Origin of the sequence: Kitasatospora sp. CB01950, from assembly GCF_001905465.1 — a bacterium.
Taxonomy (GTDB): Bacteria; Actinomycetota; Actinomycetes; order Streptomycetales; family Streptomycetaceae; genus Kitasatospora.
Genome location: NZ_LISX01000025.1, coordinates 18,425 through 44,065, shown reverse-complemented (window position 1 = coordinate 44,065; position 25,641 = coordinate 18,425). Strand labels below are relative to the sequence as shown.

Below are 25,641 nucleotides of genomic sequence, written 5' to 3'. Positions count from 1 at the left end.
CATCACGAATCCAAGTTCAGTAGTGCTGTGACCGACAAGGTTCGCCGGGTTAGTCAGCCGGGACAGGGCCGGCGGACTTGGGTAGCCTCGCCCCGTGGTGGATCAGGAGCAGTACGCCCGGTATCGGGATGACTCGAAGGTGCTGGCGGCGATCGGGGAGCATGTCGCCGCCCAGGTCGGCCGGGTCACGATGCGGCTGCCCCGGGCCGTGGCCGAGGCCGCGGTGGACGCCTGGGAGCGTGACGAGTTGGGCGGGCGCGTTCCTGAGTCCCATGAGGAGTACATGCTGCGGGACCGGGCCGCGGAACTGGCCTTTGTCGGCCTGGCGATCTCGGAGCGTGGCCGCTGGGAGGGCGAGGAGGTCGTGATCGACCTTGATGTCGCCTCCGCTGGGGCGGCCTTGCGGGCGTCGCCGTAGTCAGGCCGTGGCGGCCACCGGTCGGCCGCCCCAGCGGATGCCTTTCTCGCTGCGGATGCGGGCACGTTCACGGCGTTGGGCCGCGAGGACGTCGGGGTGGCGTGCGTTGGTGTTGCGCCAGCGCAGGTAGGCGTGCAGCTCCCGAGTCTGGACCGTGTGGTTCGGGTGGTTGGAGTTGGCGAGCGTGAACTGTCTCAGCGGGCCGAAGTGCGCCTCGATCGGGTTCGCCCAGGAGGTGTTGGTCGGGGTGAAGCACAGGTGGACGTTGTTGTTCTTCGCCCAGCGCAGGACCTTCTTGCCGTTGTGGACGGAGAGGTTGTCCAGGATCACGTAGACCGGGGCGCCGTCCGGACGTGCGGTCCGGATCGACCTGAGCGCGGCCAGGGTGTTCGCGGTGCCCTTGCGGCGCCGGTTCACGCCTCACAGGGTGTCGTCGCCGACCGAGTAGCAGCCGTGGAAGTAGGTGACGCTGTGGGTGCGCTTGTAGGTCGCCGGCAGCCGGTTCGGCCTACCCTGCTCGGCCCAGCCGCTGCCCCCGGTGGGGCGGATGCCGAGTGGCCCGAACTCGTCGAAGGCGAACGTGCGGTCCGGGAAGCGGTCCAGGACGTGCTCCGCTGTAACTGCTGACCCTCCCGATCAGTCAGTCTCCGCACCTTGACAGGCTCCGCCACCACGCCTCCCCACACCGGATCGGATGTCGGCCACCTCCAACCGGTTCAGGCACTGCCACCACCAATCCGGCGAACGTTGTCGGTCAGAGCACTGGGCGCCCCCCCGCGCAGGCGAGCGCGGCCAACACGCCTGCGGCCATGGCGAATCCGGCCCCCTGCTCGGTCCAGCAGACGGCCCGGTTCCGGGGCCGCAGCCGGCGGACGACGGGGCGATGTTCATGCGCAGGTCCCGCACCAGGCGGGCTACGTAGGCCTCGCGCCCGTCGATCAGCTGCCACCAGCGGTGATCGGCGCGGATACCGGCATGCACCAGGGCCTCGGTGCCGGGCTCCGTACGTGCTCGCAGCGCCCCGACCCCGCGCCCGGCCTGCCAACGTGCCCAGCAGGCGGTCGGGGCCCGCGTGACGCCGGCCCGAAGCGGTGGTATCGACATCGTCGTGCCGGTCCGGTTCCACGTCGGGTCCGTCGGCGGACTCCCCGGTGGTCCTCATCGGACCCGCCATGGCCGAGGACGTCCGGGCAGGGCCGGCGCACTTCCCCGGGCCACGAAATGCCGTGGCGGCAAGGCAGTTGAGGCCCCTACGCTGCGCGTCGTGAACAACGGGGTGGAAGCGCGCGAACTGTACGAATCACTGATGGAGTGCGAGGGCGAGCGGTCGACCCGCAACGCGCTCGACCGCTGGCTGGAGGGTGCCCGCGGCGGCTACCGCAGTACCCTCGCAAGGGCGGGGGAGCACGCCACCCGGTGGTGGGAGGACGAGTCCGAGCCCGTCGGCCGATTCCTGGACCGGGAGCTGTACGCGCTGAACCGGGTGAGCGACATCCTGCTGTACGGGTACCAGCCGCCGCGCGCCGACGGCGGCGGCGTGCAGCCGTGGCTGGGCCTGCCGGTCGCCGGGTACCGCGCGTTCTTCGCCGGCCTCGGCATGACGCCCTTCGACGGAACCGGCCCGTTCGACCCGTTCCTGCACGAGATCGTCGAGGTGGAGCAGAGCGACGACCCGGACGCGCCGATGGAGATCACCGAGGTGTTCTGGCCCGGCCTGATGCTGGGCCAACTCCTCTACGTCCGCGCGGGAGTGAGAATCCGGGCCGGCCGACGGCACGCCGAGGCCGGGGTCGCCGACCGCTTCCTGCTGTACTGGACGTTCCGCCGCCGCGCCCGCCCGGTCCACGACCGCTCGCACGGCTGGGGCTACAACTCGGGCTGGGGCACCGAGTTCCGCCTCGACTACCGGACCCCGCACGGCGACCGGCTCAACGTCACGGGAGACCGCCCGATCGACGGCGACCCCGCCCTCCCCGCCGAACGCCCCCTCAACCTCAGCCCGGAGGAACGCGCCCTCACCCCCGCCGAACGCCGCGACCTGCTCCGCCACCGCACCCTGCTGCGCACCCCCGAAGCCATCGGCGCCCTCGCCGAGACGGACCGCTGGGCGGAGGACCTCATCCCGTACGACTGGCGGCTGCCGGAGGCGTGAACGGTCAGGCCGGCGGCTCGCACGGGAGCCGGCCGGAGCGGATCGCGGTGAGCAGCGCGGCGTGGTCGGCCTCGGAACGGTCGGCGTAGGCGACGGCGAACGCGGCCAGGGCGTCGTCGAGGCGGTCGTCCTTGCCGCAGTAGCCGGCGAGCAGCGCCGCGTCGGCGGTGTGGGCGTGCGCGCGGGCGAGCAGCGCCGCGGTGAGACGGCCGTAGTCGTCGAGCTGGGCGGGAGTCAGCGAGGCGGGGTCCACACTGCCCTTGCGGTTGCGGAACTGCCGTACCTGGTAAGGGAGTCCGTCGACGGTGGTCCAGCCCATCAGCGGGTCCGATCCCACCTGCATGCGTTTCTGCCCGAGCACCACCCGGCGGCCCTCGTGGCCGCCCTCCGCCGGCATCGGGAACCCGGCCCGCACCAGGTGCGGCAGCAGCACCGACGGGCGGGCCTCCTTCACCTGGAGCACCAGCGGACCGTCCCGTCGGTCCGTCAGCAGCACCACGTACGAGCGGGTGCCGACACTGCCCGTGCCCACCACCCGGAACGCCACGTCCTGCACCCGGAACCGGTCCAGCAGCGGATGCAGCTCCACCGGCACCGTGTGCCGGTACGACGCCAACGAATCAGCCACCAACCGGGCCTGACGGTCCGTCACCTCCGACAGGATCGGCGGCGCCGGAGCGAACCGCCAACCCCCGTCCTCCGTACGGACGGTGGAACGCGCCGCGAACTTCGCGCCGGTGTTGCGCAGCGCCTTCGCCGACACCGCCGCCAGCACCTCGGTCAACTCGTGCGCACCCGCGAACTCCACCAACTGGTGCTCCGCGATGGCGTCCCAGGCGTTCCACGCGTCCAGCGCGGGCAGCTTCGCCAACCGCCGCACGGTCCGCCGGTACGTCGCCGCCGCGTCGAACGCCGCCCGACGGCACGCGGGTTCGTCCGCCCCCAGCTGCCGGCCCGCCAGCACCAGGCTCGCCACCAGCCGCTTCAGATCCCACTCCCACGGGCCGGCGACCGTCTCGTCGAAGTCATTCAGATCCAGCGCCAACCGGCCCCTGGCATCCCCGTACAGGCCGAAGTTGGCCGCGTGCGCGTCCCCGCACACCTGCGCCGCGATGCCGCTCACCGGCGTCGTCGCCAGATCGTGCGCCATCAGACCCGCCGAACCGCGCAGGAACGCGAACGGCGACGCCGCCATCCGCCCCACCCGCAGCGGCACCAGGTGCGACAACCGGCCCGCGTTCGCCGACTCCACCGCCGCCACCACCTCCGGCCGCGCCGCCGACAGCGCCAACCGGGCATGCGACTCCAACGGCACCCGCTCCCGCAACAGCTTCCCGCGCCGCTTCGGACCCTCCGCCGCCCCCGCACCGCCGAACCCGTCCACCGCGAACTCCCGCGCGGCGAACGGCAGTCGCCCGCCCTCCCGGACCCCCACCGTCGACACCCCGGACCCCCTCCACCAGCACGCCACACCCGGCAGGGACCGCCCCCACCAGCGGTGACGCTACCCGGCCCGCCGCACACCCCACCGGGCGGGCCCGCGCCGGACCGCCCGGGACCCGGCCGTACCATGCCGACATGGCACACGACATCCACCACCTCGACCCGGCCTACCTCGCGTTCTGGCGCGAGTACCAGCTGTGCACCCTCACCACGCTGCGCCCCGACGGCACCCCGCACGTCGTCCCCGTCGGCTCCACCTTCGACCCCGCCACCGGCATCGCCCGGGTCATCAGCAGCCGGGAGAGCCGCAAGGTCCAGAACGTGCTGGCCGCCGGCGAGGCCGGGCAGCGGGTCGCCATCTGCCAGGTCGACCGGGCCCGTTGGGCCACCCTCGAAGGGCGCGCCGTGATCCGCCAGGACGCCGCGTCCGTCGCCGACGCCGAACGCCGCTACGCCGAGCGCTACCGGCAGCCGCGCGAGAACCCCGAGCGGGTGGTCATCGAGATCACCGTCGACCGGGCCCTCGGCCGCGCCTGAGCGGGCGAGCGCGCGGCGTCAGGCCCGCGCGGTCACCACGTGGAAGGTGACGGTGGCCAGGAACGGGCCGGTGGCGAGGTGGGCCAGCCAGCGGTCCGCGTCGGCGGGGGAGAGGTAACCGGCCGCGACGGCCCGGCCGGTGACACGCTGCAGACCGAGCACCCGGTCGGCGGCGCCCACCTCCCGGAAGACCGGCGTGATCGGCTGCACGTCGACCACCTCGAACCCGGCCTCCGCCGCCAACCGGGGCAGCTGACTGCCGATCCGGGCGTTGCGCACCGCATGGTCGGTGACGTACCGGGTGTACGCGGAGGTCAGCGACGGCTCCGGGTGGTCGATCGTCAGCGTGCCCCAGTCCGGCTCGCCCAGCACCAGCAGACCGCCCGGACGCAGCACCCGGCGCGCCTCGCGCAGCGCCAGCGCCGGATCCGCGACGTGCTGCAGCACCCGGTCGGTCCGGGCCCGGTCGCAACTCGCGTCCGGCAACGGCAGATCGTGCACATCGGCGAGGTGCACCGCCACCTGGAACAGGTGCGCCGTCCGGTCGGTGGCCGCGTCCGCCGCCTCCCGGTCGTGGTCCACCCCGTACACGGTGCCCTCCGCGCCGACCGCCTCGGCCAGCACCGCCAGATCGGTGGCCGGGCCGCACCCCAGGTCCACCACGGTATGACCGCGCTCGGCGGCCAGCGCCCGGAGCATCATCGCCTTGTAGTCGAGACCCGGATCCGAGACGGCCAGTCGATCCAAGTAGGCGATCGGGTCGGGCGGCACGGTCTCGAACACACGGGAGGTCATGACCGGAAGTCAATCAAACCCGACCGCGCCAGGGAAGCGCCTTTCACCAGGGCAAGGGGCGTACGCCGGGGAGGTCAGGGTGTCCGACGGGGAGCGTCGGCGTGCTTCGAGCCTGGGCGGAAGCGGCCCTCAACGACCCTGCGGGAACGGGACGGTGAGCTGCGTCCCGGAGTCGAACGTGCGCGCCGCGTCCAGGGTTCCCGCCACGTCCGGGTGACGGCCGAGCAGTTCGTGGGCCCGCGCGAGACCGGCCGGCTCGACCCGCCGGGTCAGGCCCAGATGCGGCATCCAACGGCCCGGCAGGTACAGCGGATTGGCATCCGGAGCGGCGGACAGCACCCGCCACACCTCGCGGTGCAGATCCACCAACTCCGGGCTCGGCACCACGCCCCAGGCCAGCACCCGCCGCCGACTGCGCGCCGCGAAGGACAGCAGGCCGGTGAACCGCACCTCCAACGGCAATGCGCCGGAAAGGAGTTCACCGAGCATCAGCTCCTGCTCCGGCCCGATCGCCCCGCACGCCGCCAGCGTCAGGTGCGGCCGGTGCGCCGGGTGCGGATTGTCCGCCAGCGAGTCGACCCCGCCGTCGGCCAACTGCCGCCACACCGACCGCACCGCCCGGTCCAACGCCGGGTCGCAGGTCAACTCGATGGTCCGCATGCCCCCACCCTAGGGGTCCGTCCGGCCGATCCTGCCGGGCGCCCGGGGCCCGCCCCGCCCGACACCGCGACCGGGCCGTGTGATGGGCTGTCCGGATGCGAACCGGTGACCCGCACCAGCCCCCCGCCGCCGCACCCCGCCTGACGGGGCGTCGGCCGGAGCCGGCCGGACGGGCCGGGTGGCTGCTCGCCGCCGCGGCCGTCCTGGTACTGGGCCTGGTCGGCCCCGGCCTGCTGCCGCCCGCCGCCGGGGCACTGCTCGGCGGCGCGCTCTACACCACGCTGCTGCACACCCTGCTGATGGCCGCCGCACCCCGCCTGCGGCCGTGGACCGCCGGCGCCGCCGCACTCGCCGCAAGCTGGGCCGTCGAAGCGTTCCAGCTCACCGGCGTCCCCGAGACGCTCGCCGCCCGCAGCCGGCTGGCCCGGCTCGCCCTCGGCACCACCTTCGACGCCTCCGACCTGCTCGGCTACACCCTCGGCGCACTGACCGCCACCGCGGCCCACCTCGCCGCCCGCCACCTCGCCCGGCGGGCCGGGAGCGGGCGAGGCGGCGGTCTCGCCCGGCAGAGCGGGAGCGGGCGGCGCGCAGGTGACAGGCGGTAGCCGAACACGGCGTGTCGGGCGGGCGAGCGCCCCGGCGCACGGCAGGGCAGATGAGTACATTTGGGACATTCGGGAGTAGAACCAGGCTTCGCGCGTCCACGCACAGAAGGCCGAACCGCCTTCGGAAAGGGTCTCCATGCACCCCGCCCTCAGCCCCGCCGTCCTCGCCGAGCTGCGCCGGCCGCGCCCGTACCCGGCGGTGTCGATCCTGATGCCCACGCACCGGCGCGAGCCGGACAACGCCCAGGACCCGGTCCGGCTGCGCAACCTGGTGGCCGAGGCGAAGGAGAGGGTCCAGAACGACCCCGCGGTCGACCGCGCCGTCCGGATCGACGTGCTGGGGCAGCTCGACCGGGCCCTCACCGAGGTCGACCTGGTGCACGCCGAGGACGGCCTGGCGATCCTCGCCGCACCCGGCGAGCACCAGGTGTGGTCACTCGGCCGTACCGCCCCCGCCCGGGTGGTCCTCTCCGACACCTTCCTGACCCGCAACCTGGTCGCCGCCCAGATCGCCGAACGCCCGCACTGGGTGCTCGCCATCGCCGCCGACCGGGTGGTGCTGTGGGGCGGAAACCAGGAACGCGTCACCGAGGAGACCGACTACGGCTTCCCGCTGATCCGCGAGTACGACAACCCCGACCCGGAACGCCAGGAGCAGATCGGCGACACCCCCAGCACCTTCCGCGACGAGGAGACCAAGACCTTCCTGCGGCAGGCCGACACCGAGATCGGCAAGGTGCTCGCCGCCGACCCCCGCCCGCTGTACGTGTTCGGCGACGCCCCCGCGCTCGCCCTGCTGGACGCCGTCGGACCGATCGCCAAGGAGTCCACCGCCCAGGTCCCGCACGGCGGCCTCGCCCAGGCGAACGCCGAGACCGTCCGGAAGGTCGTCGAACCCGCCGTCCGCGCCCACGCCGACCAGGAGATCTCCGCCGCACTCGCCCAGCTCGACAAGGCCCGCGGCCGCAAGGCCTTCGCGGCCGGCCTGGACGAGGTGTGGCAGACCGTCGGCGAGGGCCGGACCGCCCTGCTGGTCGTCGAGGAGAACTTCCGCACCACCGTCCGCGACGACGGCGACCACCTGGTGCCCGCCTCCGCCGACGAACCCGGCGCCCGCGAGGACATCGTCGACGAAGTCATCGAACGCGCCCTCGACGCCGGTGCCAAGGTCTCCTTCGTCCCCGACGGCACCCTTTCCGACGCCGGCCGGATCGCCGCCGACCTGCGCTACTGACCACCCGTCGGGGCCCGTGCCGCACCCTCGCGGCACGGGCCCCGACGCGTGCGCAGCCCGGAGGGCGAGGCCGGTGGACATCAGCCCGTGGACGTGTGCCCGTGGAGCTCGGCCCGCGGAACTCAGCCCGTGGACGCGCCGAGGATCGTGCCGACCGCGTACGTGACGCCCATCGCGATGCCGCCGCCCAGCACGTTGCGCAGCACCGCCCGGCGCGGATCCGCACCGCCCAGCCGGGCGCTCGCCCAGCCCGTCACCACCAGCGCCGCCAGCACCGCCACCACCGTGATCCACACCCGGTGCGCCGGGGACGGCAGCACGATCGCCAGCAGCGGCAGCGTCGCACCCACCGTGAACGCCGCGAACGAGGCCCACGCGGCATGCCACGGATCGGTCAACTCGTCCGGGTCGATGCCGAGTTCGGTCTCCGCGTGGGCGGCCAGCGCATCGTGCGCGGTGAGCTGCACCGCCACCTGGTGCGCCAGGTCCGCGTCCAGGCCCTTCGCCTCGTACAGGCCCGCCAGCTCCGCGAGCTCCGCCTCCGGCGTCAGGTGCAGCTCCCGCCGCTCCAGCGCCAGCGCCGCCTGCTCGGCGTCCCGCTGGGTGCTCACCGACACGTACTCGCCCGCCGCCATCGACAGCGAACCCGCCAGCAGGCCCGCCAGGCCCGCCGTCAGCAGCTCCGTCGAGGTGGCGTTCGCACCCGCCACACCGACCACCAGGCCCGCCGTCGACACCACGCCGTCGTTCGCGCCCAGCACCGCCGCCCGCAGCCAGTTCAACCGGCTGCCCAACGCCCCGCTGTGCGCCTCGCCGTGCTCGATCGGGCCACCCGGCCCCTGAGAAGCGGTCATGCCCTCCAGTCTGCCCGCCGCCGCACGGCAATGGCGGGACGGCGGAGGGCGCGTCGCCGGACGGCGGACGGGGCCGGGTGGCAGCTCGGGCGGCCGGACCCGGGCGGAGGCTCAGGCCGCGGCCAGGCGGCGGGTGAGCTCGCGGCGCACCTGCTGGGTGGTCAGGCCCAGCACGTGCAGCGCGACCCGGCCCGGGCCCTCGTGGTCCGCGCCCAGCACCGCCAGCAGCAGCCGCTCCGTCAACAGGCCCGCCGGGCTCGACGAGCCGGCCAGCCGGTCGCGCACCCCGGACGCGACCGAGGAGTACGGCGGGAACTCGCCGCGCGGCACCGGGAACTCCCGCCACGCATGGCCCTCCCAGGCCTGCACGAGCGCCGCCTCCCACACCTCCCGCGCGACCCCCAGGCCCGCGAGCACCGCCGGCGCCGCGCTGTCCACCGCCGTCAGCGCCAGCAGCAGGTGGACGGTGTTGGTCTCGCGGTGGCCCAGCCGCAGGGCCCGCTGCTGCGCGGCGTCCAGCAGCGCGTCCACCTCGTCCTCCGCCGCCTGGGCCTCCTCGTAGCGGGCCTCGGCCGCCGCGCCCGCCGGGCCCGCCGCGAGGTAGTGCTCCACCAGCCGGTGCCCCAGCTCGGCCAACTCCCGTGCCAGCCGGTGCGCGTGCGCGATCCGCTCGACCTCCCCGGCCCCGGCCGTCTCGGCATCGACCCTGGCCACCCACCCGGCAAGATCCAGATCTGTCATGTCCACCAGGCTGCCCGAGGCCCGCCGCGCCGGTCAAACCGACCTGATGAACAGTCAACAGCGGCCCCGGCACCTGCCATTGGGAGATCGGGCGTCAGAGCGTGGTCGGGTCCGGATTGCCCTGCGGGCTGCCGGTCCACCAGTTCCCCGGCGCCTGCGGATCGCTGCTGCTCCAGTACTCCACGATCGCGCCGACGAACTCCTCGGGGGACAGTGCGCCGTCGCCGTCCCGGTCCAGGTGCGCGAACGCGGTGTCCGCGTCTATCCGCCGCAGTTGCGGGAAATGACCGCGCTGGAACAGGAAGAACTCGTCCGCGTCCACCACCCCGTTGCCGTCCGCGTCCGCGACCGCCAGGAACGCCCGGGCCAGCCCGCCGAGCACCGCCTCCGCCGCCGCCGGATCGTCCGCCAGCGCCGCCGTCGACTCCAGGAACTGCGCCCGCCCGATCGCCTGCACCCCGGCGGGCAGCCGCGGCAGGTGCACCTCGCGCCAGATCGCCAGATACGCGTCCACGATCCGCTGCTCCTGCGGCGACCCCGACGGGCGGCCCAGCGAACGCGCCACCGAGTGGCCCATCAGCACATGGTCCCGCTCGGTCAGCAGGCCGTCGCCGTCCGCGTCGAGGTGGTCGAAACCGTGACTGATCTTGGCGATGAGCAGGTCCTCGGACATCGCTGTCCTTCCATGGCAAGGAAATTGACGGACAGTCAGCTTAGAGGAGCGGTGCGTGATCGCGACGGGCGCCCGGCGAGCAACGGGCTTGACCTCAAGCGGACTTCAATTTCTAGGCTCGGTCGCACCGAAGTGATCGACACGACCGGGAGGGCCCGACCATGGAGTACTCGCACAGCGACGCCGAACTGATCAAGCAGCCCATCGGCTACTGGAGTTGGGCGGCCTCCAAGGCCGTCGTCGCCCGCATCCGCGGCGCGCTCGGCGAACTCGGCCTCACCCAGCCGCAGTGGTGGGTGCTCAACCAGGTCGCCCACGCCGACACTCCGCGCACCCGCGACGAGGTCTCCGCCGTCCTGCGCGGCTACCTCGACACCGGCCAGGCCGGCCTGGCCATCGAGATCGACGGCGCGCTCGAACACGGCTGGATCACCCAGGACGCCGACGCCCGGCTCGAACTGACGGACAAGGGACGGGAGTTCTTCGCCGTGGCGGACGCCCGGCAGGACGAGCTGCGGGAGGAGCGGCACGCCGGCATCTCCGACGAGGAGTACCTGACCACGATGAAGGTCCTCCAGCGGTTCATCCACAACACCGGCGGACAGGCCTGGCACCACTGACCCCGCCGCAAGGCCCTTGTACGCTCGACCGGATCGGGGTGCCGGAGGAGGGAGTCGTCGATGGGGCAGGCCGAGGACCGGGGGACCGGCGCGCGAATCCGGGCCCACCGGCGGGCGGGCGCCGCGCTCGCCCTGCTCGGCGACCGGCAGCTGCGCCAACTCCTGCACACGGAAGGGGAGTCCGGGCCCGCCGGCGTCGGCGGGCGGGCCGGAACGCTGGAGATCGACGGAACCAGGGTGTTCGTCAAACGGGTGCCGCTCACCGACCTGGAACTGGAGCCCGCCCACCTCCGCAGCACCGCCAACCTGTTCGAGCTCCCAGGCTTCTACCAGTACGGCATCGGTTCCGCCGGCTTCGGCGCCTGGCGCGAACTCGCCGCCCACGCCCTCACCACCCACTGGGTGCTCGACCGGACCTACCCGGGCTTCCCGTTGATGTACCACTGGCGGGTGCTGCCCGACACCCCGCCGACCGGTTTTATGGACGCCTTCGGCGGAGTCGACGGCGCCGTCGCGCACTGGGACGGACACCCGGCCGTGCGCCGCCGACTGGAGGCGCTCGGCCGGGCCTCGCACAGCCTGGTGCTCTTCCTCGAACACCTCCCGCACACCCTCGCCGACTGGCTGCACCACCACCCCGACCGTACCGGCGCCCCGCACCTGTGGGCCGCCGAGGAACTCGCCCGCGGCGCCCGGTTCATGGAAGGGCGCGGCTTCCTGCACTTCGACGCGCACTTCAGGAACATCCTCACCGACGGCCGGCTGATCGCCTTCGCCGACTTCGGACTCGCCCTCAGCGCCCGCTTCGACCTCACCCCCGCCGAGCGCCGCTTCGCCGCCGACCACCGCGGCTACGACCGCCACTACACCGCCGCCCACCTGCTCCGACACCACCTGCCAGCCCCCCACCGCGACGACACCGACCCCACCGGACACCTGCGCCGCCGGCTCGACGGACACCGCCCCGCCGACGTGCCCCGACCCGTCGCCACCCTGCTCGACCGGCACGCCCCGACCGCCGTCGTCCTGGACGACTTCCACCGCCGCCTGCTGAGGGAGAGCAAACTGACGCCCTACCCGCGCGCCGAAATCGAGCGTGCCGAACGCCGGCCCGGCGTCAGGCCTTGACCAGCTCGCCCGACTTCGCCCAGTTGTCGTGCAGCCGGTCCAGGTACGACCGCGCCTCCGGGCCCGGGTTCGCGCCCCGCGCGAACGCCAGCATGTTGCCCGCGCCCGTGTTGTAGCCGAGCGCCATCAACTCGTTCCGGTTGTACGAACCCGACCACTTCGCGGGCAGCTGCGCCCCCAGGTCGTGCAGGTGCCAGGCGGCCGCCCGCACCGCCAGCGCCGGATCGTCCGGCAGGTCCTCCCACGGCCGGTCGGCGAACGGCCGGCCCCGGCGGCACTCCTCGTACGCGGCGCGGTGCATGTTGGCGACGCCGAACGAGGCCTCCGGCTTCATCTTCTGCCAGGCCCGCTCGACGTCCGGCCCGTGCGGCTTGTACGACTCGTTGAACAGGATCGCCATCAGCAGCTGCGGGTCGATCCCGGCCTCGGCGGCGTACCTGCGCACCTCCGGGACGAAGTGCGGCGGGGTGTAGTCGCCCGAAGCGCGCGGCGAGGACGAGGAGTCGGGCGCGGGCGAGCCGGAGGCCGGCGCCGAGGCGGCGCCCGCCGGAGGGGCCCCGGCCGGAGCAGGAGCGGAGTCGTCGCCGGGCTGGAACGCCCAGATGGCGAGGACTCCCAGGACCACCACCACCCACGGCCATTTCGCGCCGCGTTCCGCCACCGCCGGGCCTCCTTCTGTCCGGGTCCGCTCTCGTCCGGTCGCCGAGCCGCCGCCGACCGGCGGCCGTGTCCTGCCGACGGCCTGCCGCGTTCTGCCGGATGTCGCCCCGACGGGCGGCCCGCCGTGACGACCTGGGGTGAGCTTACGTACCCTTTCGGGATTTGTATGCTTCGCTCGAACCTCTACACAGGTGTAGAGGAACCGAAGGGCGTCCGGTGCGCGTCTGTCAGGCCGAACCGGCCGGACCACGCGCCGGCGGCGCGGCAGTGGACGAGGGGTGACGATGACGGGGCGAAGGCCAGCGGGCTCGCGCGGCGGAACGCCGCTGTGGCGGGACGAGACCGGGCAGCAGGCGCCGGTGCAGCACCCCGGACCGGACGGCCGCTCCGTCCCCGGCCCACGTGCCGGACGGCGACCGGAAAGCGCTTCCCGTTCGTCCGAGCGGCAACCGGAAAGCGCTTACCGCGAGCCCGGGCGACGGGCCCCGGAGCAGCGCCGCCCGGCCGAAGGACGCCAGGCCGCGCGCCGTACCGACCGGCGTAGGGCGACGGAGGAGGCGGGCCCGAACCGGATGCCCGCCGCGCTGCCCGCGCTCGGCCTGCCGGTGCTCGGGGCGCTCGCCGACGAGATCTTCGGCGGCGGACTCGGCTGGCTGTACGCCGCGTGCGCGGTGCTCGGCGCGGCGATGGCCGCACTGGTCGCCGGCCGGCGCGGCTGGTGGTGGATCGTCAGCGGCGCGCCCGTGGTGACGCTGACAGTCGCGTGCGCCGTCGACTACCTGGCGCGCGGAGACCGCTACCAGGGCGCTGGACTCGCCACCCAGGGCCTGAAGCTGGTCAGCGGCCAGTTCTGGCCGATGGTCGTCGCCCTCGTCGCGGCGCTGCTCGCCGTCGCCGTCCGTACCCGCCGCACCCGGAAGGCCCACCATGGCTGAGCAGCGCACCCCCCGACGCGGCGGCGCCCGGCCGTCCCGCCCCGCCCCGCTGGTGATCGCCGGCCGCACCGTCGCCTGCGGCGTCTCGCTCGCCGTCCTCGCCGTCAGCGGCTTCGCCTGGTACACCGTCAACGACCTGAACGGCGTCACCCGCTCGCACGCCCTGGACGAGGCGAAGAAGAACGCCCCCAAGCACCTCGACAAGTCGCTCAACATCCTGCTGATCGGCCTCGACAGCCGAAAGGACATGGACGGCAACGACCTGCCCAAGGAGTTCGTCCAGGACGAACTGCACGCCGGCTCCAGCGAGATCGGCGGCTACAACACCAACTCGCTGATCGTGCTGCACATCCCGCCCAGCGGAAAGGTGCAGGCGGTGTCGATCCCGCGCGACGACTGGGTGCAGACGTACGGCGCGGACGGCAAGATGCACAAGGTCAAGGAGGCGTACGGGTTCGCCAAGGACGCCGCCGAGCAGAAGCTGCGCGCCAAGGGCGTCAAGGGCGCCGACCTGGAGCACCAGAGCCGGGAGGCCGGGCGCTCCGCCACCATCCAGACCGTGCAGAAGCTGCTCGACATCCCGATCGACCACTTCGCCGAGGTCAACCTGCTCGGCTTCTACGACATCGCCAAGGCGCTCCAGCCGATCACCGTCTGCCTGAACAAGCCCGTCAACGACCCGATCGTCTCCCGGGTCACCGACAGCAAGGGCAACGTGATCAAGCCCGGCGGCGGCACCGGCCTGCAACTGCCCGCCGGAGAGAGCCAGTTGAACGCTGCCCAGGCGCTCTCCTTCGTCCGCCAGCGGCACAACCTCACCAACGGCGACCTCGACCGCACCCACCGCCAGCAGGCCTTCATCGCCTCCGTCGAGTACAAGCTCAAGCAGCAGGGCGTGCTGGACGACCTCGGCAAGCTCCAGTCGCTGCTCGACGTGGTCAAGAAGGACGTGGTGATAGACGACGACTGGCAGATCCTCGACTTCGCCCAGCAGGCGCCCAACCTGACCGGCGGAAACGTCGAGTTCAACACCCTGCCGATCGACAAGTTCGCGAACATCGGCGGCCAGGAGGTCAACCAGGTCGACCCGGTCAAGCTGCGGCGCATCGTCAAGCAGCTGTTCGGGCAGGCGGCCCCCGCGGCGCCCGCGCCCGCCGCCGGCACCGACGCGCCCGACGCCGCGCCGCCCGCGAACGCCGCCGACACCACCGTCGACGTGCTGAACGGCTCCCCGGTCACCGGCGCGGCCGGCGACGAGTCCAAGGCACTCGTCGCGCTCGGCTACAAGGCCGGGAAGGCCACCAACTCCGACACCCGCCCCAAGGCCACCACCGTCAAGTACGGCGCCGGGGCCAAGGACGCCGCCGAGCAGATCGCCACCCGCTACGGCGCCACCGCCACCGCCGCGAGCACCGTCCCCGCCGGCCACGTGCAGATCACCCTCGGCACCGAGTACACCGCACCCGGCGCACCCGCCACCGACCCCAGCCCCTCCGCGAGCCTCCAGATGCAGGGCCCGCCGGTGAAGGCCGGGGGAGTGCCCTGCGTGGACTGACCGGAAGGGGCGCCAACGCGCCCGTGCCGACGAAGAGTCGACCATGCGACAGGTGCGGCGACCCGCAGGTCCGGGCCGTCGTGCCGAGACGCCGGAAGGCCCGCCCCGGACTCCTGGAACGCCAGGAGTCCGGGGCGGGCCTTCCGGCGTTCCGGGCCGGCCCTACCAGGGCGTGGCGGCCTTCACCAGCAGCAGCAGTGCCACCGCCGCGTTCAGCGCGAACACCGCCGAAGCGGCCGTCCCCGCCGCCGCGACCATCGCCGCCAGACCCGCCGGACTCGCCGGCGGCGGCCACGACTCGCGCAGTGCCGGACTGAGCAGGGCCGTCACCCGGCGCGGCACCGGGCCCGGCGCCGCGAACGCCGCGAACGACGGCGCAGGGCCCGCGGAACGCGTCACCAGCGCCGCCCGGGCCACCGCCCGGGCCGTCAGCCGCCGGTCGCCCACTGACCCCGCCGCCTCCTCGTCCGCCCAGCGCTCCGTCGCGTACCCGACCGCCTTCTGCAACGGACGCAGGAACGGGTTCACGCAACTCGCCAACTGCGCGGCCAGCAGGAACCGGTGGTGCCGGTTCGCCAGGTGCGAGCGCTCGTGCGCCAACAGCGCCCGCTGCTCGTCCACGTCCAGGCTGTCCATCATCGCCGTCGACACCACCACCCGGCCCGGCGCACCCGGCACCGCGTACGCGTACGGCTCCGGGTCCGGCAGCACCACCAGGTCCGAATCCAGCGGCATCGCCGACAGCGCCCGCAACGCCCGCGCCCGGATCCGCAGGTGACGGCGCAACGAGCGCGAACACGCCGTCAACACCGTCACCAGACCGACGACCGCGGCCGTGCCCACCTCCTCGTGGAACGGCACCGCCGTACGGATCTCCGGATCCGACCAGCTGTCCGGCAGCGGGTTGCCCGGAATCTGCGCGGTGCCCACCACGAACAGCAGACCCAGCGCCAACGTGCTGCACACCGCCATCGACACGCCGATCCAGCTCAACAGCCGCACCGCGCTGCGGGGATGCAGATGGTGCTCCGCCAGCCGCGCGATCGGCCACGACGTCAACGGCAGCACCAGCGGAAGGAAGACGAAGAACCCCATCGATCAGCGCCCGCCAGACCGGCCCGCGCCGTCCTGCGGCGGATCCGTCGCATTCAGCAGCGACCGCAGCAACTGCTCGTCCTCCGGCGTCAACGCCGTCACGAAACTCGCCAGCACCGCGTCCCGGTCCGGCTCGGTGTCCAGCAGACGGCGCATGCGGCGCGCCGTCAGCCCCGCCGCGTCCGACGCCGCCGACCACACGTACGCCCGGCCCGCCCGGCTGCGCGACACCACCTGCTTCGCCAGCAGCCGCGACAGGATCGTCATCACCGTGGTGTACGCCAACTCGCCGCCCAGCTGCTCCTGCACCCAGGACGCCGTCACCGGCCCCGGCGCGCCGTGCAGCACCGTGAGCACCTCGGTCGCCAGCTCGCCCTGACCGCGACGCCGACGGCCGCCCTCCTCGCCGTCCCCGGACTCGCCGCTCTCCGGATCGAGGCCCGCCAACTCCATCGGAGACTCCCTCCGCCGCGGCTGCCCCGCGCTCGACTCGGACTGTTCGGACTGTTCACGCCCATCCTAGGGCGCGGGCGGACGGGCCGGCGGGTTGGGAAAGCGTTTACCGGCCATCGGTTACGGTGTGCGCCACGCGGCGATCCCCCCCCCGCCGCGACCCCCACCTCCCGTTCCGCCCTGTTCGGCCCTGTTCCGCCCTGGAGAGACCCGTGTCGCACCGCCGCGCCCGCAGCACCGCCCGCCGCCCCCGCGGACGCCGCGCCGCCCTGCTTTCCGCCGCCGCCGTCCTCGCGATCGGCAGCGGCGCCGCCGCCCTCGCCGCCACCACCGAGCGCCACCACCCCGCCCCGACCGCCGCCGCACCCGCCGCGAGCGCCCCCGCCGGGACGGACACCGCGCCCGCCGAGTCGCCCTCGCCCTCGCCGTCCGCCTCCGCCTCCGGATCGGCCACCCCGTCCACCTCGGCCGCCCCGTCCGCGTCCGGCTCCGCCCCGGCCCCGGCAAGCGCCCCCGTCTCCGCCTCCGCCGCCGCGCCCGCGGCCAAGCCCGGCACCGCACCCGCGACCTTCACCGGACTCGCCTTCGACACCTGCACCGCACCCCCGCTCGCCACCATGAACGCCTGGCGCGGCGCCTCCCCGTACGGCGCCGCCGCCGTCTACATCGGCGGCCGGAACCGCGGCTGCGCCCAACCCCAGCTCACCCCCGGCTGGGTCGGCTCGGTCAGCACCGCCGGCTGGAAGCTCGTCCCGCTGTACGTCGGCGCCCAGCCCCCGTGCCAGACCGGCAACAGCCCCGAGAAGCTCACCGCCGACACCGCCACCGCCCTCGGCAGCAGCGACGGCAACGACGCCGTCGCCAAGGCCGCCGCCCTCGGCATGCGCACCGGCAGCACCCTCTACCTCGACGTCGAGGCCTACGACACCACCGACACCGGCTGCGCCGCCGCCGTCCTCGCCTACACCCGGTCCTGGAACCGCGCCGTGCACAACTCCGGCTACTGGGCCGGGTTCTACGGCTTCGCCTCGTCCAGCGCCGCCGGCATCGCCCGAGCCGCCGGCCAGAACACCCCCGACCTGCCCGACGCCCTCTGGTACGCCCGCTACGACGGCGCCGCCGACACCACCGGCAGCTTCCCGTTCGACGCCGGCTTGTGGACCGGCCACCGCCGCGCCCACCAGTACCAGGTCAACCAGAAGGAGAGCTACGGCGGCGCCCCGCTCACCGTGGACCGCAACGCCTGGGACGCGCCCGTCGCCGTCGTCGGCTGACAGCCCTCGGCGGACGGCCTTCGGAGGCAGGGGAGTTGGCGATTGCGCCGTGCACTAACGTGCCGTCATGAACCCTGACACCACCGACCCCGGCGGCCTGCTGGCCATGCACAGCACCGCCGGGTACGCCGACGCCGCCGAAGGCCTGGTCGAACAGTACGAGAGCGTGAGCTTCGCGGAGGTCCACCGCGAGATGCTCCACCTGTTCCCGACCCGGCCCGCCGCCGTGCTCGACATCGGCGCCGGCAGCGGACGCGACGCCGCCGCGCTCGCCGCCGCCGGGCACCGCGTCACCGCCGCCGAACCCACCGCCGCGATGCGCGCACTCGGCCGCGCCCGGCACGCCCACCACCCCGTCGACTGGGTCGACGACGCCCTCCCGCAGCTGCCCGTCCTCACCGCCCGCGCCGACCGGTACGAGCTGATCCTGCTCACCGCCGTCTGGATGCACCTCGACCCCGACCAGCGCGCCGCCGCCATGGCCACCGTCGCCCGGCTGCTCGCCGACGACGGCCGGATCGTCCTCTCGCTGCGCCACGGCCCCGTGCCGCCCGGCCGCCGGATGTTCCCGGTCGACGCGCCCGAGACCGTCGCCCTCGCCCGCGCGAACGGGCTGGCGCCGCTGCACCTCGCCCACCGCGAGGACCCGCACGCCAGGGCCGGCGTCAGCTGGACCTACCTCGCGCTGCACGCCGGGTGACCGTCAGGCGCGGCCCCCTGGCGACAGGGTGAGCGGGACCTGGTCGGAGAAGACGTGAGCAGGTCGTAAGGTGGAGACGCCCGGCGCCCGGCGGGTCGGCCGCGCGGCGTCGGGACCCACTGACCGGCACGGCCCCTGACGGCCGAGCACCGAGGGAAGGACGGCCTGCGCCATGGCAGTTGACATCCGGGTGGAGCCCCTGGGCGACCGCGAATACCTGGTCCAGGTCGAGGAGGGCGCGGCCCAGGCCGCCACCCGGATCCGGGTCACCGACACCGTGTTCGACCGGACCGGGCTCCCGGAGGGCGAGGAGAGCCGGGTGGTGCACGAGACCGTGGCGTTCCTGATCGAGCGTCAACCGGTGATCGACATTCCCCCGATGATCGACCTGGACGACCTCGCCGACGCCTACGGCGACAGCTACCTGGAGGAACTGGACCGCCGCCTCGGCGGTCGCTGAGCGCGAGGGGTTGGCCGGCGGTCGCCTCACCGCTCGATGTCGGGGTGGCCGAGGCCGTTGCGCTGCCCCTTTCGCCGTCGGCGCCGACGGGGGGCCGCGGCGGCCGGTGGGGGGAGCGGTGGTGCGGCGATGTCCGTCCGGACGCCGAGGGTGCCCAGCTGCGAGGTGACCTGAGCCAGGTAGGCGTGGGCTTCCCCGACCGTGCGGAACCGGCCCACCTGCTCGGCGATCCGCTCGCGTTCGGCGGGGTGCAGACGGGCGTCGTGGAGTGCCGCGACCTGAACGAAGCCCCGTAGCGTGGGAGTGAGGGGCCGGCCGGCGGTCTCGGCGGCCGCCGCGAGCCCGACCTGCCGGTCATCACCACAGGTCAGCTCGGGCGGGTGCGGAACGGGGAGGGTCAGCGGGGCATCGCGTGGTGTGGCTGCGGACAGCAGGTGGCCGAAGTCGGCGGCTTCGGCATCGCGTGCGGTCAGGCTCGGCAGGCCGTAGAGGCGTTCGACCGTCGCCAGCAGCGATCCGTGGTCGTAGCGGGTGTGGTCGACGAGGTTGCAGTTCCGGTCGTCCGGCCCGCCCGGCCGGACGGCGGGGATCCAGGGCGAGACGACGACAGCCGGGACGCGGACCCCGAGTCGATCGAACCGGAAGCCGTGACGGTTGTTGGCGGGGTCGCAGACGTCGCCGGGCGGGACTGCGGACGGCGGTGCCACGTGGTCGTAGAAACCGCCGTGCTCGTCGTAGGTGATGACCAGCAGACTCGACTCCCAGTGCGGTGACTGTCGAAGCGACTCGTAGACGTACTTGATCAGGGCCTCGCCGCGGGTCACGTCGTCGATCGGATGTTGGCTGTTGCCGCACTGGAAGCTCTGGCCGTGGGTGATCTCATGGCCGTAGTTGGGTTCGACGAAGACGTACGCGGCGGAGAAGTCGGGGTTCTGCAGGTCGGCGGCGAGCTCGTCCACGCCGTGGAAGTGGGCCGCCATGACGTACCGGTTCATGCCGGCGAGCGCACCGATCTGCGGCAGGGCATCGCCGTGGTAGACCCGCCAGTCGTACCCCTTGCTGTCGAGCGCGTCATAGATCGTGCCGTTCTCGAACTTGTAGCCGTCGACCTCCGAGCCGACCGTCTCCGCGACGTCCGGGCTCCGGTCCAGCCCGCCGGAGGTCGCCGCGTGCAGGAAGAGTCGGTTCGGCCACGTCGGCCCCGGCAGGGCCGAGAACCAGCTGTCGCACACGGCGAACTCGCGGGCGAGCGCGCTGATCACGGGCACCTGGTCGCTGGTGAAACACGCCATCACCGCCCCCAGGTCCCGCAGTGCGGCTGCGTTGTTCTCGGCCTTGACCTGGTTGGCGTAGCTGTCGACGAACCCGTTCATGGTGAGCGGGGGGTAGCTGCCGGTGCAGTGGCACTTGTCGCCGTGCGGCGTTCCCGTGATCGGTACCGAGGCAAGCTGCAGCTGGACGTCGCAGAACTCGTGCGGTGGGTCGACAGGCATGACCAACGGCGCGCCGGGGCGCACCCGGAAGCCCCGGTTGGTGTCGCTCGTCGACGGCCCGTCGACGGTGGTCCGCAGTCCGGTCACCGCGTCGACTCCGACGCCCGGCCGGAAACCGAGTTCGGCGTCGACTGTGCCGGTGGAGAGGCCGAGCATGTGGTCGAACGAACGGTTCTCCATGACGAGTACGAAGACGTGTTTGATCTTTCCGTCCGGCACCTTCGGACCGCCGAAGAGGCGGCACGGAATCCAGAAGACGTACCGGACGAGACACGCCACCACCGTGAGGACCCCGTAGAGGGCCAAGGCGAATACGCGGCAGACCCGACCGGCCACCCGGTAAGCCGCATGGCAGAGCCACGAGTACGGCCAGCGGTCACCACACCGACGGGAGCCCCGGTCCGCCCACCCGGTACAGGCATGGACGAGCTGCGCGTGCCACCTGTCCCGGGCGCGGACGATCGCGTACCGGACCTCACCGCAGATACTGCCGGACACCTCTTCACCGCTTCCTGGCAACCGGCGCATGCCCGCCGCCACCCCGGCGCGGACCTCGGGCATTCCGGGGCAGGAGAAAGTTCACCCATTCGGCCATGCACTTCCATGTAACCGCCGTTCGGCAGCCTGCTCAACTCCACGACTGTCCGCGCCCACCGGCACACGGCCGGGGTCCGCAGCGGGGGACCCGGTCGACGCGCCCGTCCACCGTGCGCTCGGGCGCTCCCGAGGTGGGGCGGCCACGAGATCCGCCCGGCCGCCGACGGAGGCCGGTGCCCGCTGTGCCTCCACCTGACACCGGGACGGGCCGGTGACGTACCCGGGTTCGAGTCGGTCATGGCGGGTGATCGCCGCCCGCCGCGAGCGCAACGAGGAGCCCGGACGCGCCTGGCCGTCGCCGAACTGACGGACCGTCGGCACGGGTGCGGGTGTATCGCGGGAGGGGTGACCGGAACCACCGACAATGCGGGATTTGCGTAGATACCGGCAGGTCCAGCAGGCTCTACGCATGAGCACACCCGTGTACCGGGGCCCCGCCCTGCTGCTGGCCGACGGACTGGAGATCCCCGTCCAGGTCGAACTGACCGGAAACGTCCCCGAACTCGGCCTGCCCGGCTGGACCGGCGTCCTGGAGAGCGGCGACACCCGGTTCAGCGAAGGCACGGTCCGCAGCGGGCGGCTGCGCCTGCCCGGCGGGTGGGAAGGCGGCTTCGCGGTGATGCGCCGACTGCTCGGGGTCTCCACGGTGTGGGTGCGGGGCAACGACGTCGAGGCGTCCCCGGCGGACTGGCCGACCGGCTGACGGCGGGTCAACAGGGGGCGCGCGGGCGGCGCGGAGCAGGCGCGGGACGCGCACGGCGCACGCGATGGGTGCGCGGCCGGCGCTTCACGTCCGAGTGGTCCGACGCCGAACCGCTGTCGCTCACCGGGGTCGACACGCTACGGTCTGTGCTCTGGAGGTGGCCGATGACAGAGCAGCAGACCTGCCCGGGCTGCGCCGGGGCACGCGGCACGGAGAAGACCGAGCACTCCGTGGAGACCGACGGGCAGGGATGGCAGGAGCCCGTGCGGCGCACCTTCTGGTCGCCGTGCACGGTGTGCGCGGGCCTGGGGGTGGTCCACCAATGAGGCTGGTGTTCGTCTGTCAGAGCTGCGGCTGCCACTACCTGGTGCCGCCCGCACTGCGCTACCCGGACGGCGGCCGGGCCAGCGCCGTCTGGTGCTCGGTCTGCCAGCACGCGGCCGCCCGCCGCGGCGCCGCCGAACCCACCGAACTCGCCGCCGTCGCCGTCCTGTTGGCCGTCCGCGCGCTCAAGGCCGCGCTCGCCGGCCGGCCTGCCCGCGACCAGCCCCGCGCCGACCGCCGCCCCACCCGCCCGGCCCGGCCTGCTCGCGGCCGCACCCGCCCCACCGGGGCCCGCAGCCGCCTGGCCTGATCCCGCTGCGCCCGGGCCGGTGCCGGTGGGGGCGTCGGTCCCTGGACGACCGTGCCGGTGACGGGGGACCGGGCGGAACTGCGCCCGGGCGTGCCGCCAGGAGGACGAGGGCCCGACGTCGCGCACCTGCGAATCGCCCCCCCGCGGCCGCCCCCCGAAGGACGATCAGCGGACGGTGCGCGGGCCCAGGGGAGCGGCGCCCAGTGCGACGACCCGCTCGCGCAGGCCGCGGTCGGCGGTGACCACCAGGCAGCGCCGCGACGACCCCTCCGCGGCGACCAGCTCGACGATCCGGTCGTCGCCGCTGCCGGCGGCGGACTCCACCCGCACCCCGGGCACCGACTCCACCCCGCGCGCCGCGCCCTCCACCACCAGAACCACCGTCAGCGGGCCCGGCAGCTCCGGAAGTCCCGCCCCGGCGACCGCCACCAGCGCGTCCCGCAGCCGCTCCGCCGCGCCGCGCCGGTCGCGCCACCACCCGTCCGGGACCGAGCCGACCACGTTCGCGCCGTCCACGATCAGCAGCGGCGACAACCGGTCGTCGAAGTCGTTCTCCATGGTCGTCAAGACTGCCACGCCACAAGCGGATCGAACGAAGATGGAGACTCCGTGCGGGCGAGGGAAAGGCAGCGTAAATGGGTAATTCACCGGCAGGTACGGACCAGTAACCGCGAGACGGTATTGTCTGTGCGGCAATCTCGCACGACCATTTCGTTTTTCGATCGGACCCCCCTCTCATGAACCACGGCACCATGGCCCATCTCGACGGATTCCAGTACGGGTGGGTGAACCCGGTCGTCGCGTACGCCATCGCCTGCATCGGCGCGGCCATCGGACTGCGGTGCACGGCCCGGGCCATGACGCTGCCGCCGAACCGGCGGGCCGGCTGGCTGGCGCTGGCCGCCGGCGCATTCGGGTGCGGAATCTGGTCGATGCACTTCATCGCGATGCTCGGATTCATGGTGGATGCCTCCACCCTGGTGTACGACATTCCGCTGACGCTGCTGAGCCTGCTGGTCGCCGTCGTCGTGGTCGGCCTCGGCATCGGCTGGGTCGGCTACCGGGGCCGCAGCAACGCCACCCTGCTGACCAGCGGCGTGGTGACCGGCTGCGGCGTCGCGGTGATGCACTACCTCGGCATGGCCGCCATGCAGGTCCAGGGCGAGGTCTCCTACGACACCCTGCTGGTCGTCGCCTCCGTGGCGATCGCGATCGCCGCCGCCACCGCCGCGCTCTGGATGACGCTGCACATCAAGGGCCTGACGGCCGCGCTCGGCGCCGCGCTGATCGCCGGCGTCGCCGTGGTCGCCATGCACTACACCGGCATGGCCGCCGTCAGCGTCGCCCTGGACGGCCGGGCCGGCGGCACCGGCGTCCCCGCCTCGCAGTTCGCCCTGCCGATCGCCGTCGGCATCGTCGTGGTGCTCGCCGTGGCCGGCCTGGCGATCGCCTTCTCCCCGCAGGACCCCGAACCTGGCACCGGCCCGGCCGTCGAACCGATCCGCGTCGACCTGTTCGGCCAGGAACGCCGCTGACCGCCCCACGCACCACCCCCGAACGCCGCCCTCCCCGGGCGGCGTTCGGCGTTTCCGGCCCCGCGCGGATGTCAGGATCCGCCGGAAGACCGCCATCGCGGACAACTGCTCGACGGACGCAGCGCCACCACCCACTGGTCCACCGCCGCCCACCTCGACACCGACCTGTCCGCCGCCGCGCTCGCCACCGTCGGCGAGCTGTTCGGGACCGTGGCGGCGACCGCGGTGGAGCTCAGCCCGAAGTGGCCGCGGGGGCGGGCAGCCCGGTGCTCGCGGGCGTCGCGGCCGCCGCTGCGGCGAGCCGGGACGCGGCGAAGTGCCGTTGCGCGTACGCCGCGACGGTGGTCGCCACGCCCAGGCCGAGCCAGCCCAGCGGGCCGGTCGACAGCACCGCGCCCGTCAGCAGCAGCGGGCCCGCCGCCTTCTCGGTGGACTGGGCCATCCCCGCCACCCCGAGGTACTCCGGGCGGGCCCGCTCCGGCGCCAACGCCACCGACAACTCCCAGGACACCACCGAACGCAGCAGCTCGGCGAAGGTCGTCAGCACCGCCGCCACCAGCAGGAACACCGAGGCGAGCACCGGCCCCGGCCCGTGCGCCGCGGCCGCCGCCGCGCAGCAGCCCAGCACCGCGAAGCCGTACATCGGCACCGCGCGCACCGCCTGGCGGGGCGTGCGGACCCGGGCCGAGACGCGCAGCTGCGCGGCCACCACCAGCACCGTGTTGATCGCCAGGAACGCCGGGACCAGGGCGTGCGGCGCGCGGGTGGCGTGGATCAGCCACAGCGGCAGGCCGACGTTCAGGATCGCGTCGTCGACGGTCAGCGCGCAGTCCAGTGCGACGAACCGCAGGTAGCCGCCGTCCCGCCACGGACTCGGCCGCTCCGCCGGGCCGGCCTCCGGTGCCTGCCGTCCGGACCCGGCGACCACCCGGCCCTGGTGGCCCGGCTCCCGGATGCCCGCCACCAGGACGGCCGCCAGCAGGAAGGAGAGCACGTCCGCGAGCAGCAGCGCCCGGAACGCGGCCGGCGTCCCGACCGCCAGCCCGATCGCCGCCAGGCCCGCGCCCGCCGCGTACCCGGCGTTCATCGCCGTCCGCGACAGCGCCCGGTACACCGAACGCCGGTCGCCCGCCACGTCGGTGGCGAACAGCATCTCCATCGCCCGCGCCGCCCGGTCGCCCAGCGCGGACGCGGCCACCAGCCCCAGCAGCGCGCCGAACGAGGAACAGCAGAGCACCGCCGCCAGCGCCACCGCCCGCAGCAGATGACACCCGATCAGCACCGGCCGGCACCCCAGCGACGCGGCCAGCCGCCCCGCGAGCGGCGAGCCGGCGATCCCCGCCACCGAGGCGACGCCGAGCAGCAGCCCGACCTGACCGGCCGTCAGCCGCCCCACCTCGGTGAAGTACAGCACGCAGGCCGCCGCCCACACCCCCGAGCCCGTCCGGTCCGCGAACACCACCACCAGCATGGTCCGCCCCGCCGCCCCGCCCGGAGGCTCCCGCAACTGCCCCCACAGCCCGGCCCCGCGCTCCCTCGCCACCGTCTCCACCCCGTCCCGCCGTCAGCCGTCATTCGTGCCGGGAGCACTCTGCCGCAGAAGTCTCTCGATATCAAGATGCTTGATGTCGAGAGGAAAATGGGTGGCGTCGACCGCCCCCCGGACGGTAGGGGGCCGACCGGGACC

General features: G+C 73.7%; 28 protein-coding genes and 1 pseudogene. 16 read left to right on the top strand and 13 right to left on the bottom strand.

The window, feature by feature from the left end:
• The first annotated feature begins 94 nt into the window (after window positions 1-94).
• A complete protein-coding gene (locus AMK19_RS33775) occupies window positions 95-418 on the top strand; it encodes a hypothetical protein (RefSeq protein ID WP_073819383.1) in 324 nt (107 codons plus the stop codon).
• On the opposite strand, the pseudogene AMK19_RS33770 reads toward AMK19_RS33775, so the two are convergent.
• Window positions 419-1,030 (bottom strand): annotated as a pseudogene (locus AMK19_RS33770) (transposase); the annotation flags it as partial.
• 652 nt (window positions 1,031-1,682) lie between these two features.
• On the opposite strand from AMK19_RS33770, the gene AMK19_RS36350 reads away from it, so the two are divergent.
• Complete coding sequence (locus AMK19_RS36350) at window positions 1,683-2,570, top strand: hypothetical protein (RefSeq protein WP_073819381.1); 888 nt, start codon at window positions 1,683-1,685, stop codon at window positions 2,568-2,570.
• 4 nt (window positions 2,571-2,574) lie between these two features.
• Here AMK19_RS36350 and AMK19_RS33760 read toward each other — a convergent pair whose 3' ends face one another.
• Entirely contained in the window at window positions 2,575-4,050 is a 1,476-nt protein-coding gene (locus AMK19_RS33760; protein WP_443135064.1) for a DUF2252 domain-containing protein, read from the bottom strand.
• 98 nt (window positions 4,051-4,148) lie between these two features.
• Between AMK19_RS33760 and AMK19_RS33755 the strand changes: the two genes are divergently transcribed.
• The gene (locus AMK19_RS33755; RefSeq protein ID WP_073819377.1) at window positions 4,149-4,550 is read left to right on the top strand and encodes a pyridoxamine 5'-phosphate oxidase family protein; all 402 of its coding nucleotides are present in this window, start codon (window positions 4,149-4,151) and stop codon (window positions 4,548-4,550) included.
• 18 nt (window positions 4,551-4,568) lie between these two features.
• On the opposite strand, the gene AMK19_RS33750 is transcribed toward AMK19_RS33755, so the two are convergent.
• On the bottom strand, window positions 4,569-5,345 hold the full coding sequence (locus AMK19_RS33750) for a methyltransferase domain-containing protein (RefSeq protein WP_073819376.1): 777 nt from the start codon (window positions 5,343-5,345) through the stop codon (window positions 4,569-4,571).
• 129 nt (window positions 5,346-5,474) lie between these two features.
• Window positions 5,475-6,005 carry a 2'-5' RNA ligase family protein gene (locus tag AMK19_RS33745; protein WP_073819373.1) on the bottom strand — a complete coding sequence of 177 codons (531 nt, stop codon included), beginning with the start codon at window positions 6,003-6,005 and terminating at the stop codon, window positions 5,475-5,477.
• Between the two features lie 95 nt (window positions 6,006-6,100).
• Here AMK19_RS33745 and AMK19_RS33740 point away from each other — a divergent pair, with 95 nt between their 5' ends.
• Both AMK19_RS33740 and AMK19_RS33735 read left to right on the top strand, forming a co-directional pair.
• Window positions 6,101-6,610 carry a ribosomal maturation YjgA family protein gene (locus AMK19_RS33740; RefSeq protein WP_073819371.1) on the top strand — a complete coding sequence of 170 codons (510 nt, stop codon included), beginning with the start codon at window positions 6,101-6,103 and terminating at the stop codon, window positions 6,608-6,610.
• 136 nt (window positions 6,611-6,746) lie between these two features.
• Window positions 6,747-7,844, top strand: a complete 1,098-nt coding sequence (locus AMK19_RS33735) for a baeRF3 domain-containing protein (protein ID WP_073819369.1) — start codon at window positions 6,747-6,749, stop codon at window positions 7,842-7,844.
• A gap of 122 nt (window positions 7,845-7,966) precedes the next feature.
• Here the strand turns inward: AMK19_RS33735 and AMK19_RS33730 are convergent, their stop codons facing one another.
• From AMK19_RS33730 to AMK19_RS33720, 3 genes are all read right to left on the bottom strand, one after another.
• Window positions 7,967-8,698, bottom strand: coding sequence for a VIT1/CCC1 transporter family protein (locus AMK19_RS33730; RefSeq protein WP_073819367.1), 732 nt, complete (start codon window positions 8,696-8,698; stop codon window positions 7,967-7,969).
• 111 nt (window positions 8,699-8,809) lie between these two features.
• Entirely contained in the window at window positions 8,810-9,439 is a 630-nt protein-coding gene (locus AMK19_RS33725) for a Clp protease N-terminal domain-containing protein (protein ID WP_083647585.1), read from the bottom strand.
• A gap of 94 nt (window positions 9,440-9,533) precedes the next feature.
• A complete protein-coding gene (locus tag AMK19_RS33720) occupies window positions 9,534-10,112 on the bottom strand; it encodes an EF-hand domain-containing protein (RefSeq protein WP_073819363.1) in 579 nt (192 codons plus the stop codon).
• Window positions 10,113-10,273: 161 nt separating this feature from the next.
• Between AMK19_RS33720 and AMK19_RS33715 the strand changes: the two genes are divergently transcribed.
• Together AMK19_RS33715 and AMK19_RS33710 are read left to right on the top strand one after the other, a co-directional pair.
• Window positions 10,274-10,732: a MarR family winged helix-turn-helix transcriptional regulator gene (locus tag AMK19_RS33715; protein WP_073819361.1), complete on the top strand. Its 459-nt coding sequence runs from the start codon at window positions 10,274-10,276 to the stop codon at window positions 10,730-10,732.
• Window positions 10,733-10,792: 60 nt separating this feature from the next.
• Window positions 10,793-11,860, top strand: coding sequence for a protein kinase (locus tag AMK19_RS33710; protein ID WP_073819359.1), 1,068 nt, complete (start codon window positions 10,793-10,795; stop codon window positions 11,858-11,860).
• On the opposite strand, the gene AMK19_RS33705 is transcribed toward AMK19_RS33710, so the two are convergent.
• Complete coding sequence (locus tag AMK19_RS33705) at window positions 11,850-12,521, bottom strand: transglycosylase SLT domain-containing protein (RefSeq protein WP_073819357.1); 672 nt, start codon at window positions 12,519-12,521, stop codon at window positions 11,850-11,852. The genes AMK19_RS33710 and AMK19_RS33705 overlap by 11 nt on opposite strands.
• 571 nt (window positions 12,522-13,092) lie before the next feature.
• Here AMK19_RS33705 and AMK19_RS33700 point away from each other — a divergent pair.
• Window positions 13,093-13,455, top strand: coding sequence for a DUF6542 domain-containing protein (locus AMK19_RS33700; protein WP_073819355.1), 363 nt, complete (start codon window positions 13,093-13,095; stop codon window positions 13,453-13,455).
• Complete coding sequence (locus tag AMK19_RS33695) at window positions 13,448-15,010, top strand: LCP family protein (RefSeq protein WP_073819353.1); 1,563 nt, start codon at window positions 13,448-13,450, stop codon at window positions 15,008-15,010. The genes AMK19_RS33700 and AMK19_RS33695 overlap by 8 nt, the downstream gene beginning before the upstream one ends.
• Window positions 15,011-15,172: 162 nt before the next feature.
• Here AMK19_RS33695 and AMK19_RS33690 read toward each other — a convergent pair whose 3' ends face one another.
• A complete protein-coding gene (locus AMK19_RS33690; RefSeq protein WP_073819351.1) occupies window positions 15,173-16,105 on the bottom strand; it encodes a M56 family metallopeptidase in 933 nt (310 codons plus the stop codon).
• Between the two features lie 3 nt (window positions 16,106-16,108).
• Window positions 16,109-16,558 (bottom strand): BlaI/MecI/CopY family transcriptional regulator, encoded by a 450-nt coding sequence (locus tag AMK19_RS33685; protein WP_073819349.1) that lies wholly within the window; start codon window positions 16,556-16,558, stop codon window positions 16,109-16,111.
• A gap of 212 nt (window positions 16,559-16,770) precedes the next feature.
• Between AMK19_RS33685 and AMK19_RS37845 the strand changes: the two genes are divergently transcribed.
• The 3 genes from AMK19_RS37845 (at window position 16,771) to AMK19_RS33670 (ending at window position 18,992) form a co-directional block, all read left to right on the top strand.
• Entirely contained in the window at window positions 16,771-17,832 is a 1,062-nt protein-coding gene (locus AMK19_RS37845) for a glycoside hydrolase domain-containing protein (protein ID WP_241844719.1), read from the top strand.
• A 67-nt stretch (window positions 17,833-17,899) separates the two neighbouring features.
• Window positions 17,900-18,532: a class I SAM-dependent methyltransferase gene (locus tag AMK19_RS33675; protein ID WP_241844718.1), complete on the top strand. Its 633-nt coding sequence runs from the start codon at window positions 17,900-17,902 to the stop codon at window positions 18,530-18,532.
• Between the two features lie 172 nt (window positions 18,533-18,704).
• Entirely contained in the window at window positions 18,705-18,992 is a 288-nt protein-coding gene (locus AMK19_RS33670) for a hypothetical protein (protein ID WP_073819347.1), read from the top strand.
• Window positions 18,993-19,018: 26 nt separating this feature from the next.
• On the opposite strand, the gene AMK19_RS33665 is transcribed toward AMK19_RS33670, so the two are convergent.
• Window positions 19,019-21,013: an alkaline phosphatase family protein gene (locus tag AMK19_RS33665; protein WP_083647587.1), complete on the bottom strand. Its 1,995-nt coding sequence runs from the start codon at window positions 21,011-21,013 to the stop codon at window positions 19,019-19,021.
• A 478-nt stretch (window positions 21,014-21,491) separates the two neighbouring features.
• Here AMK19_RS33665 and AMK19_RS33660 point away from each other — a divergent pair, with 478 nt between their 5' ends.
• The 3 genes from AMK19_RS33660 to AMK19_RS33650 all read left to right on the top strand — a co-directional run bounded on the left by AMK19_RS33660 (window position 21,492) and on the right by AMK19_RS33650 (window position 22,419).
• The gene (locus AMK19_RS33660) at window positions 21,492-21,785 is read left to right on the top strand and encodes a hypothetical protein (protein WP_143200556.1); all 294 of its coding nucleotides are present in this window, start codon (window positions 21,492-21,494) and stop codon (window positions 21,783-21,785) included.
• A 164-nt stretch (window positions 21,786-21,949) separates the two neighbouring features.
• Window positions 21,950-22,111, top strand: coding sequence for a hypothetical protein (locus tag AMK19_RS36345; RefSeq protein WP_158071986.1), 162 nt, complete (start codon window positions 21,950-21,952; stop codon window positions 22,109-22,111).
• Window positions 22,108-22,419, top strand: coding sequence for a hypothetical protein (locus AMK19_RS33650; RefSeq protein ID WP_073819339.1), 312 nt, complete (start codon window positions 22,108-22,110; stop codon window positions 22,417-22,419). Before AMK19_RS36345 ends, AMK19_RS33650 begins: the two co-directional genes overlap by 4 nt.
• A gap of 165 nt (window positions 22,420-22,584) precedes the next feature.
• Here the strand turns inward: AMK19_RS33650 and AMK19_RS33645 are convergent, their stop codons facing one another.
• Complete coding sequence (locus tag AMK19_RS33645) at window positions 22,585-22,977, bottom strand: NTP pyrophosphohydrolase (protein ID WP_073819391.1); 393 nt, start codon at window positions 22,975-22,977, stop codon at window positions 22,585-22,587.
• Between the two features lie 179 nt (window positions 22,978-23,156).
• On the opposite strand from AMK19_RS33645, the gene AMK19_RS33640 reads away from it, so the two are divergent.
• Complete coding sequence (locus AMK19_RS33640) at window positions 23,157-23,954, top strand: MHYT domain-containing protein (RefSeq protein WP_073819337.1); 798 nt, start codon at window positions 23,157-23,159, stop codon at window positions 23,952-23,954.
• 232 nt (window positions 23,955-24,186) lie between these two features.
• Here AMK19_RS33640 and AMK19_RS33635 read toward each other — a convergent pair whose 3' ends face one another.
• Window positions 24,187-25,497, bottom strand: coding sequence for an MFS transporter (locus tag AMK19_RS33635; protein WP_073819389.1), 1,311 nt, complete (start codon window positions 25,495-25,497; stop codon window positions 24,187-24,189).
• Window positions 25,498-25,641 lie beyond the last annotated feature (144 nt).

Bases quoted from the DNA above. Each gene is read 5' to 3' on its own strand.
- AMK19_RS33755 (WP_073819377.1), top strand. From the start codon at position 4,149: ATGGCACACGACATCCACCACCTCGACCCGGCCTACCTCGCGTTCTGG.
- AMK19_RS33750 (WP_073819376.1), bottom strand. From the start codon at position 5,345: ATGACCTCCCGTGTGTTCGAGACCGTGCCGCCCGACCCGATCGCCTAC.
- AMK19_RS33745 (WP_073819373.1), bottom strand. From the start codon at position 6,005: ATGCGGACCATCGAGTTGACCTGCGACCCGGCGTTGGACCGGGCGGTG.
- AMK19_RS33740 (WP_073819371.1), top strand. From the start codon at position 6,101: ATGCGAACCGGTGACCCGCACCAGCCCCCCGCCGCCGCACCCCGCCTG.
- AMK19_RS33735 (WP_073819369.1), top strand. From the start codon at position 6,747: ATGCACCCCGCCCTCAGCCCCGCCGTCCTCGCCGAGCTGCGCCGGCCG.
- AMK19_RS33730 (WP_073819367.1), bottom strand. From the start codon at position 8,698: ATGACCGCTTCTCAGGGGCCGGGTGGCCCGATCGAGCACGGCGAGGCG.
- AMK19_RS33725 (WP_083647585.1), bottom strand. From the start codon at position 9,439: ATGACAGATCTGGATCTTGCCGGGTGGGTGGCCAGGGTCGATGCCGAG.
- AMK19_RS33720 (WP_073819363.1), bottom strand. From the start codon at position 10,112: ATGTCCGAGGACCTGCTCATCGCCAAGATCAGTCACGGTTTCGACCAC.
- AMK19_RS33715 (WP_073819361.1), top strand. From the start codon at position 10,274: ATGGAGTACTCGCACAGCGACGCCGAACTGATCAAGCAGCCCATCGGC.
- AMK19_RS33710 (WP_073819359.1), top strand. From the start codon at position 10,793: ATGGGGCAGGCCGAGGACCGGGGGACCGGCGCGCGAATCCGGGCCCAC.
- AMK19_RS33700 (WP_073819355.1), top strand. From the start codon at position 13,093: ATGCCCGCCGCGCTGCCCGCGCTCGGCCTGCCGGTGCTCGGGGCGCTC.
- AMK19_RS33695 (WP_073819353.1), top strand. From the start codon at position 13,448: ATGGCTGAGCAGCGCACCCCCCGACGCGGCGGCGCCCGGCCGTCCCGC.
- AMK19_RS33690 (WP_073819351.1), bottom strand. From the start codon at position 16,105: ATGGGGTTCTTCGTCTTCCTTCCGCTGGTGCTGCCGTTGACGTCGTGG.
- AMK19_RS33685 (WP_073819349.1), bottom strand. From the start codon at position 16,558: ATGGAGTTGGCGGGCCTCGATCCGGAGAGCGGCGAGTCCGGGGACGGC.
- AMK19_RS33675 (WP_241844718.1), top strand. From the start codon at position 17,900: ATGAACCCTGACACCACCGACCCCGGCGGCCTGCTGGCCATGCACAGC.
- AMK19_RS33670 (WP_073819347.1), top strand. From the start codon at position 18,705: ATGGCAGTTGACATCCGGGTGGAGCCCCTGGGCGACCGCGAATACCTG.
- AMK19_RS33665 (WP_083647587.1), bottom strand. From the start codon at position 21,013: ATGCGCCGGTTGCCAGGAAGCGGTGAAGAGGTGTCCGGCAGTATCTGC.
- AMK19_RS33660 (WP_143200556.1), top strand. From the start codon at position 21,492: ATGAGCACACCCGTGTACCGGGGCCCCGCCCTGCTGCTGGCCGACGGA.
- AMK19_RS36345 (WP_158071986.1), top strand. From the start codon at position 21,950: ATGACAGAGCAGCAGACCTGCCCGGGCTGCGCCGGGGCACGCGGCACG.
- AMK19_RS33650 (WP_073819339.1), top strand. From the start codon at position 22,108: ATGAGGCTGGTGTTCGTCTGTCAGAGCTGCGGCTGCCACTACCTGGTG.
- AMK19_RS33645 (WP_073819391.1), bottom strand. From the start codon at position 22,977: ATGGAGAACGACTTCGACGACCGGTTGTCGCCGCTGCTGATCGTGGAC.
- AMK19_RS33640 (WP_073819337.1), top strand. From the start codon at position 23,157: ATGAACCACGGCACCATGGCCCATCTCGACGGATTCCAGTACGGGTGG.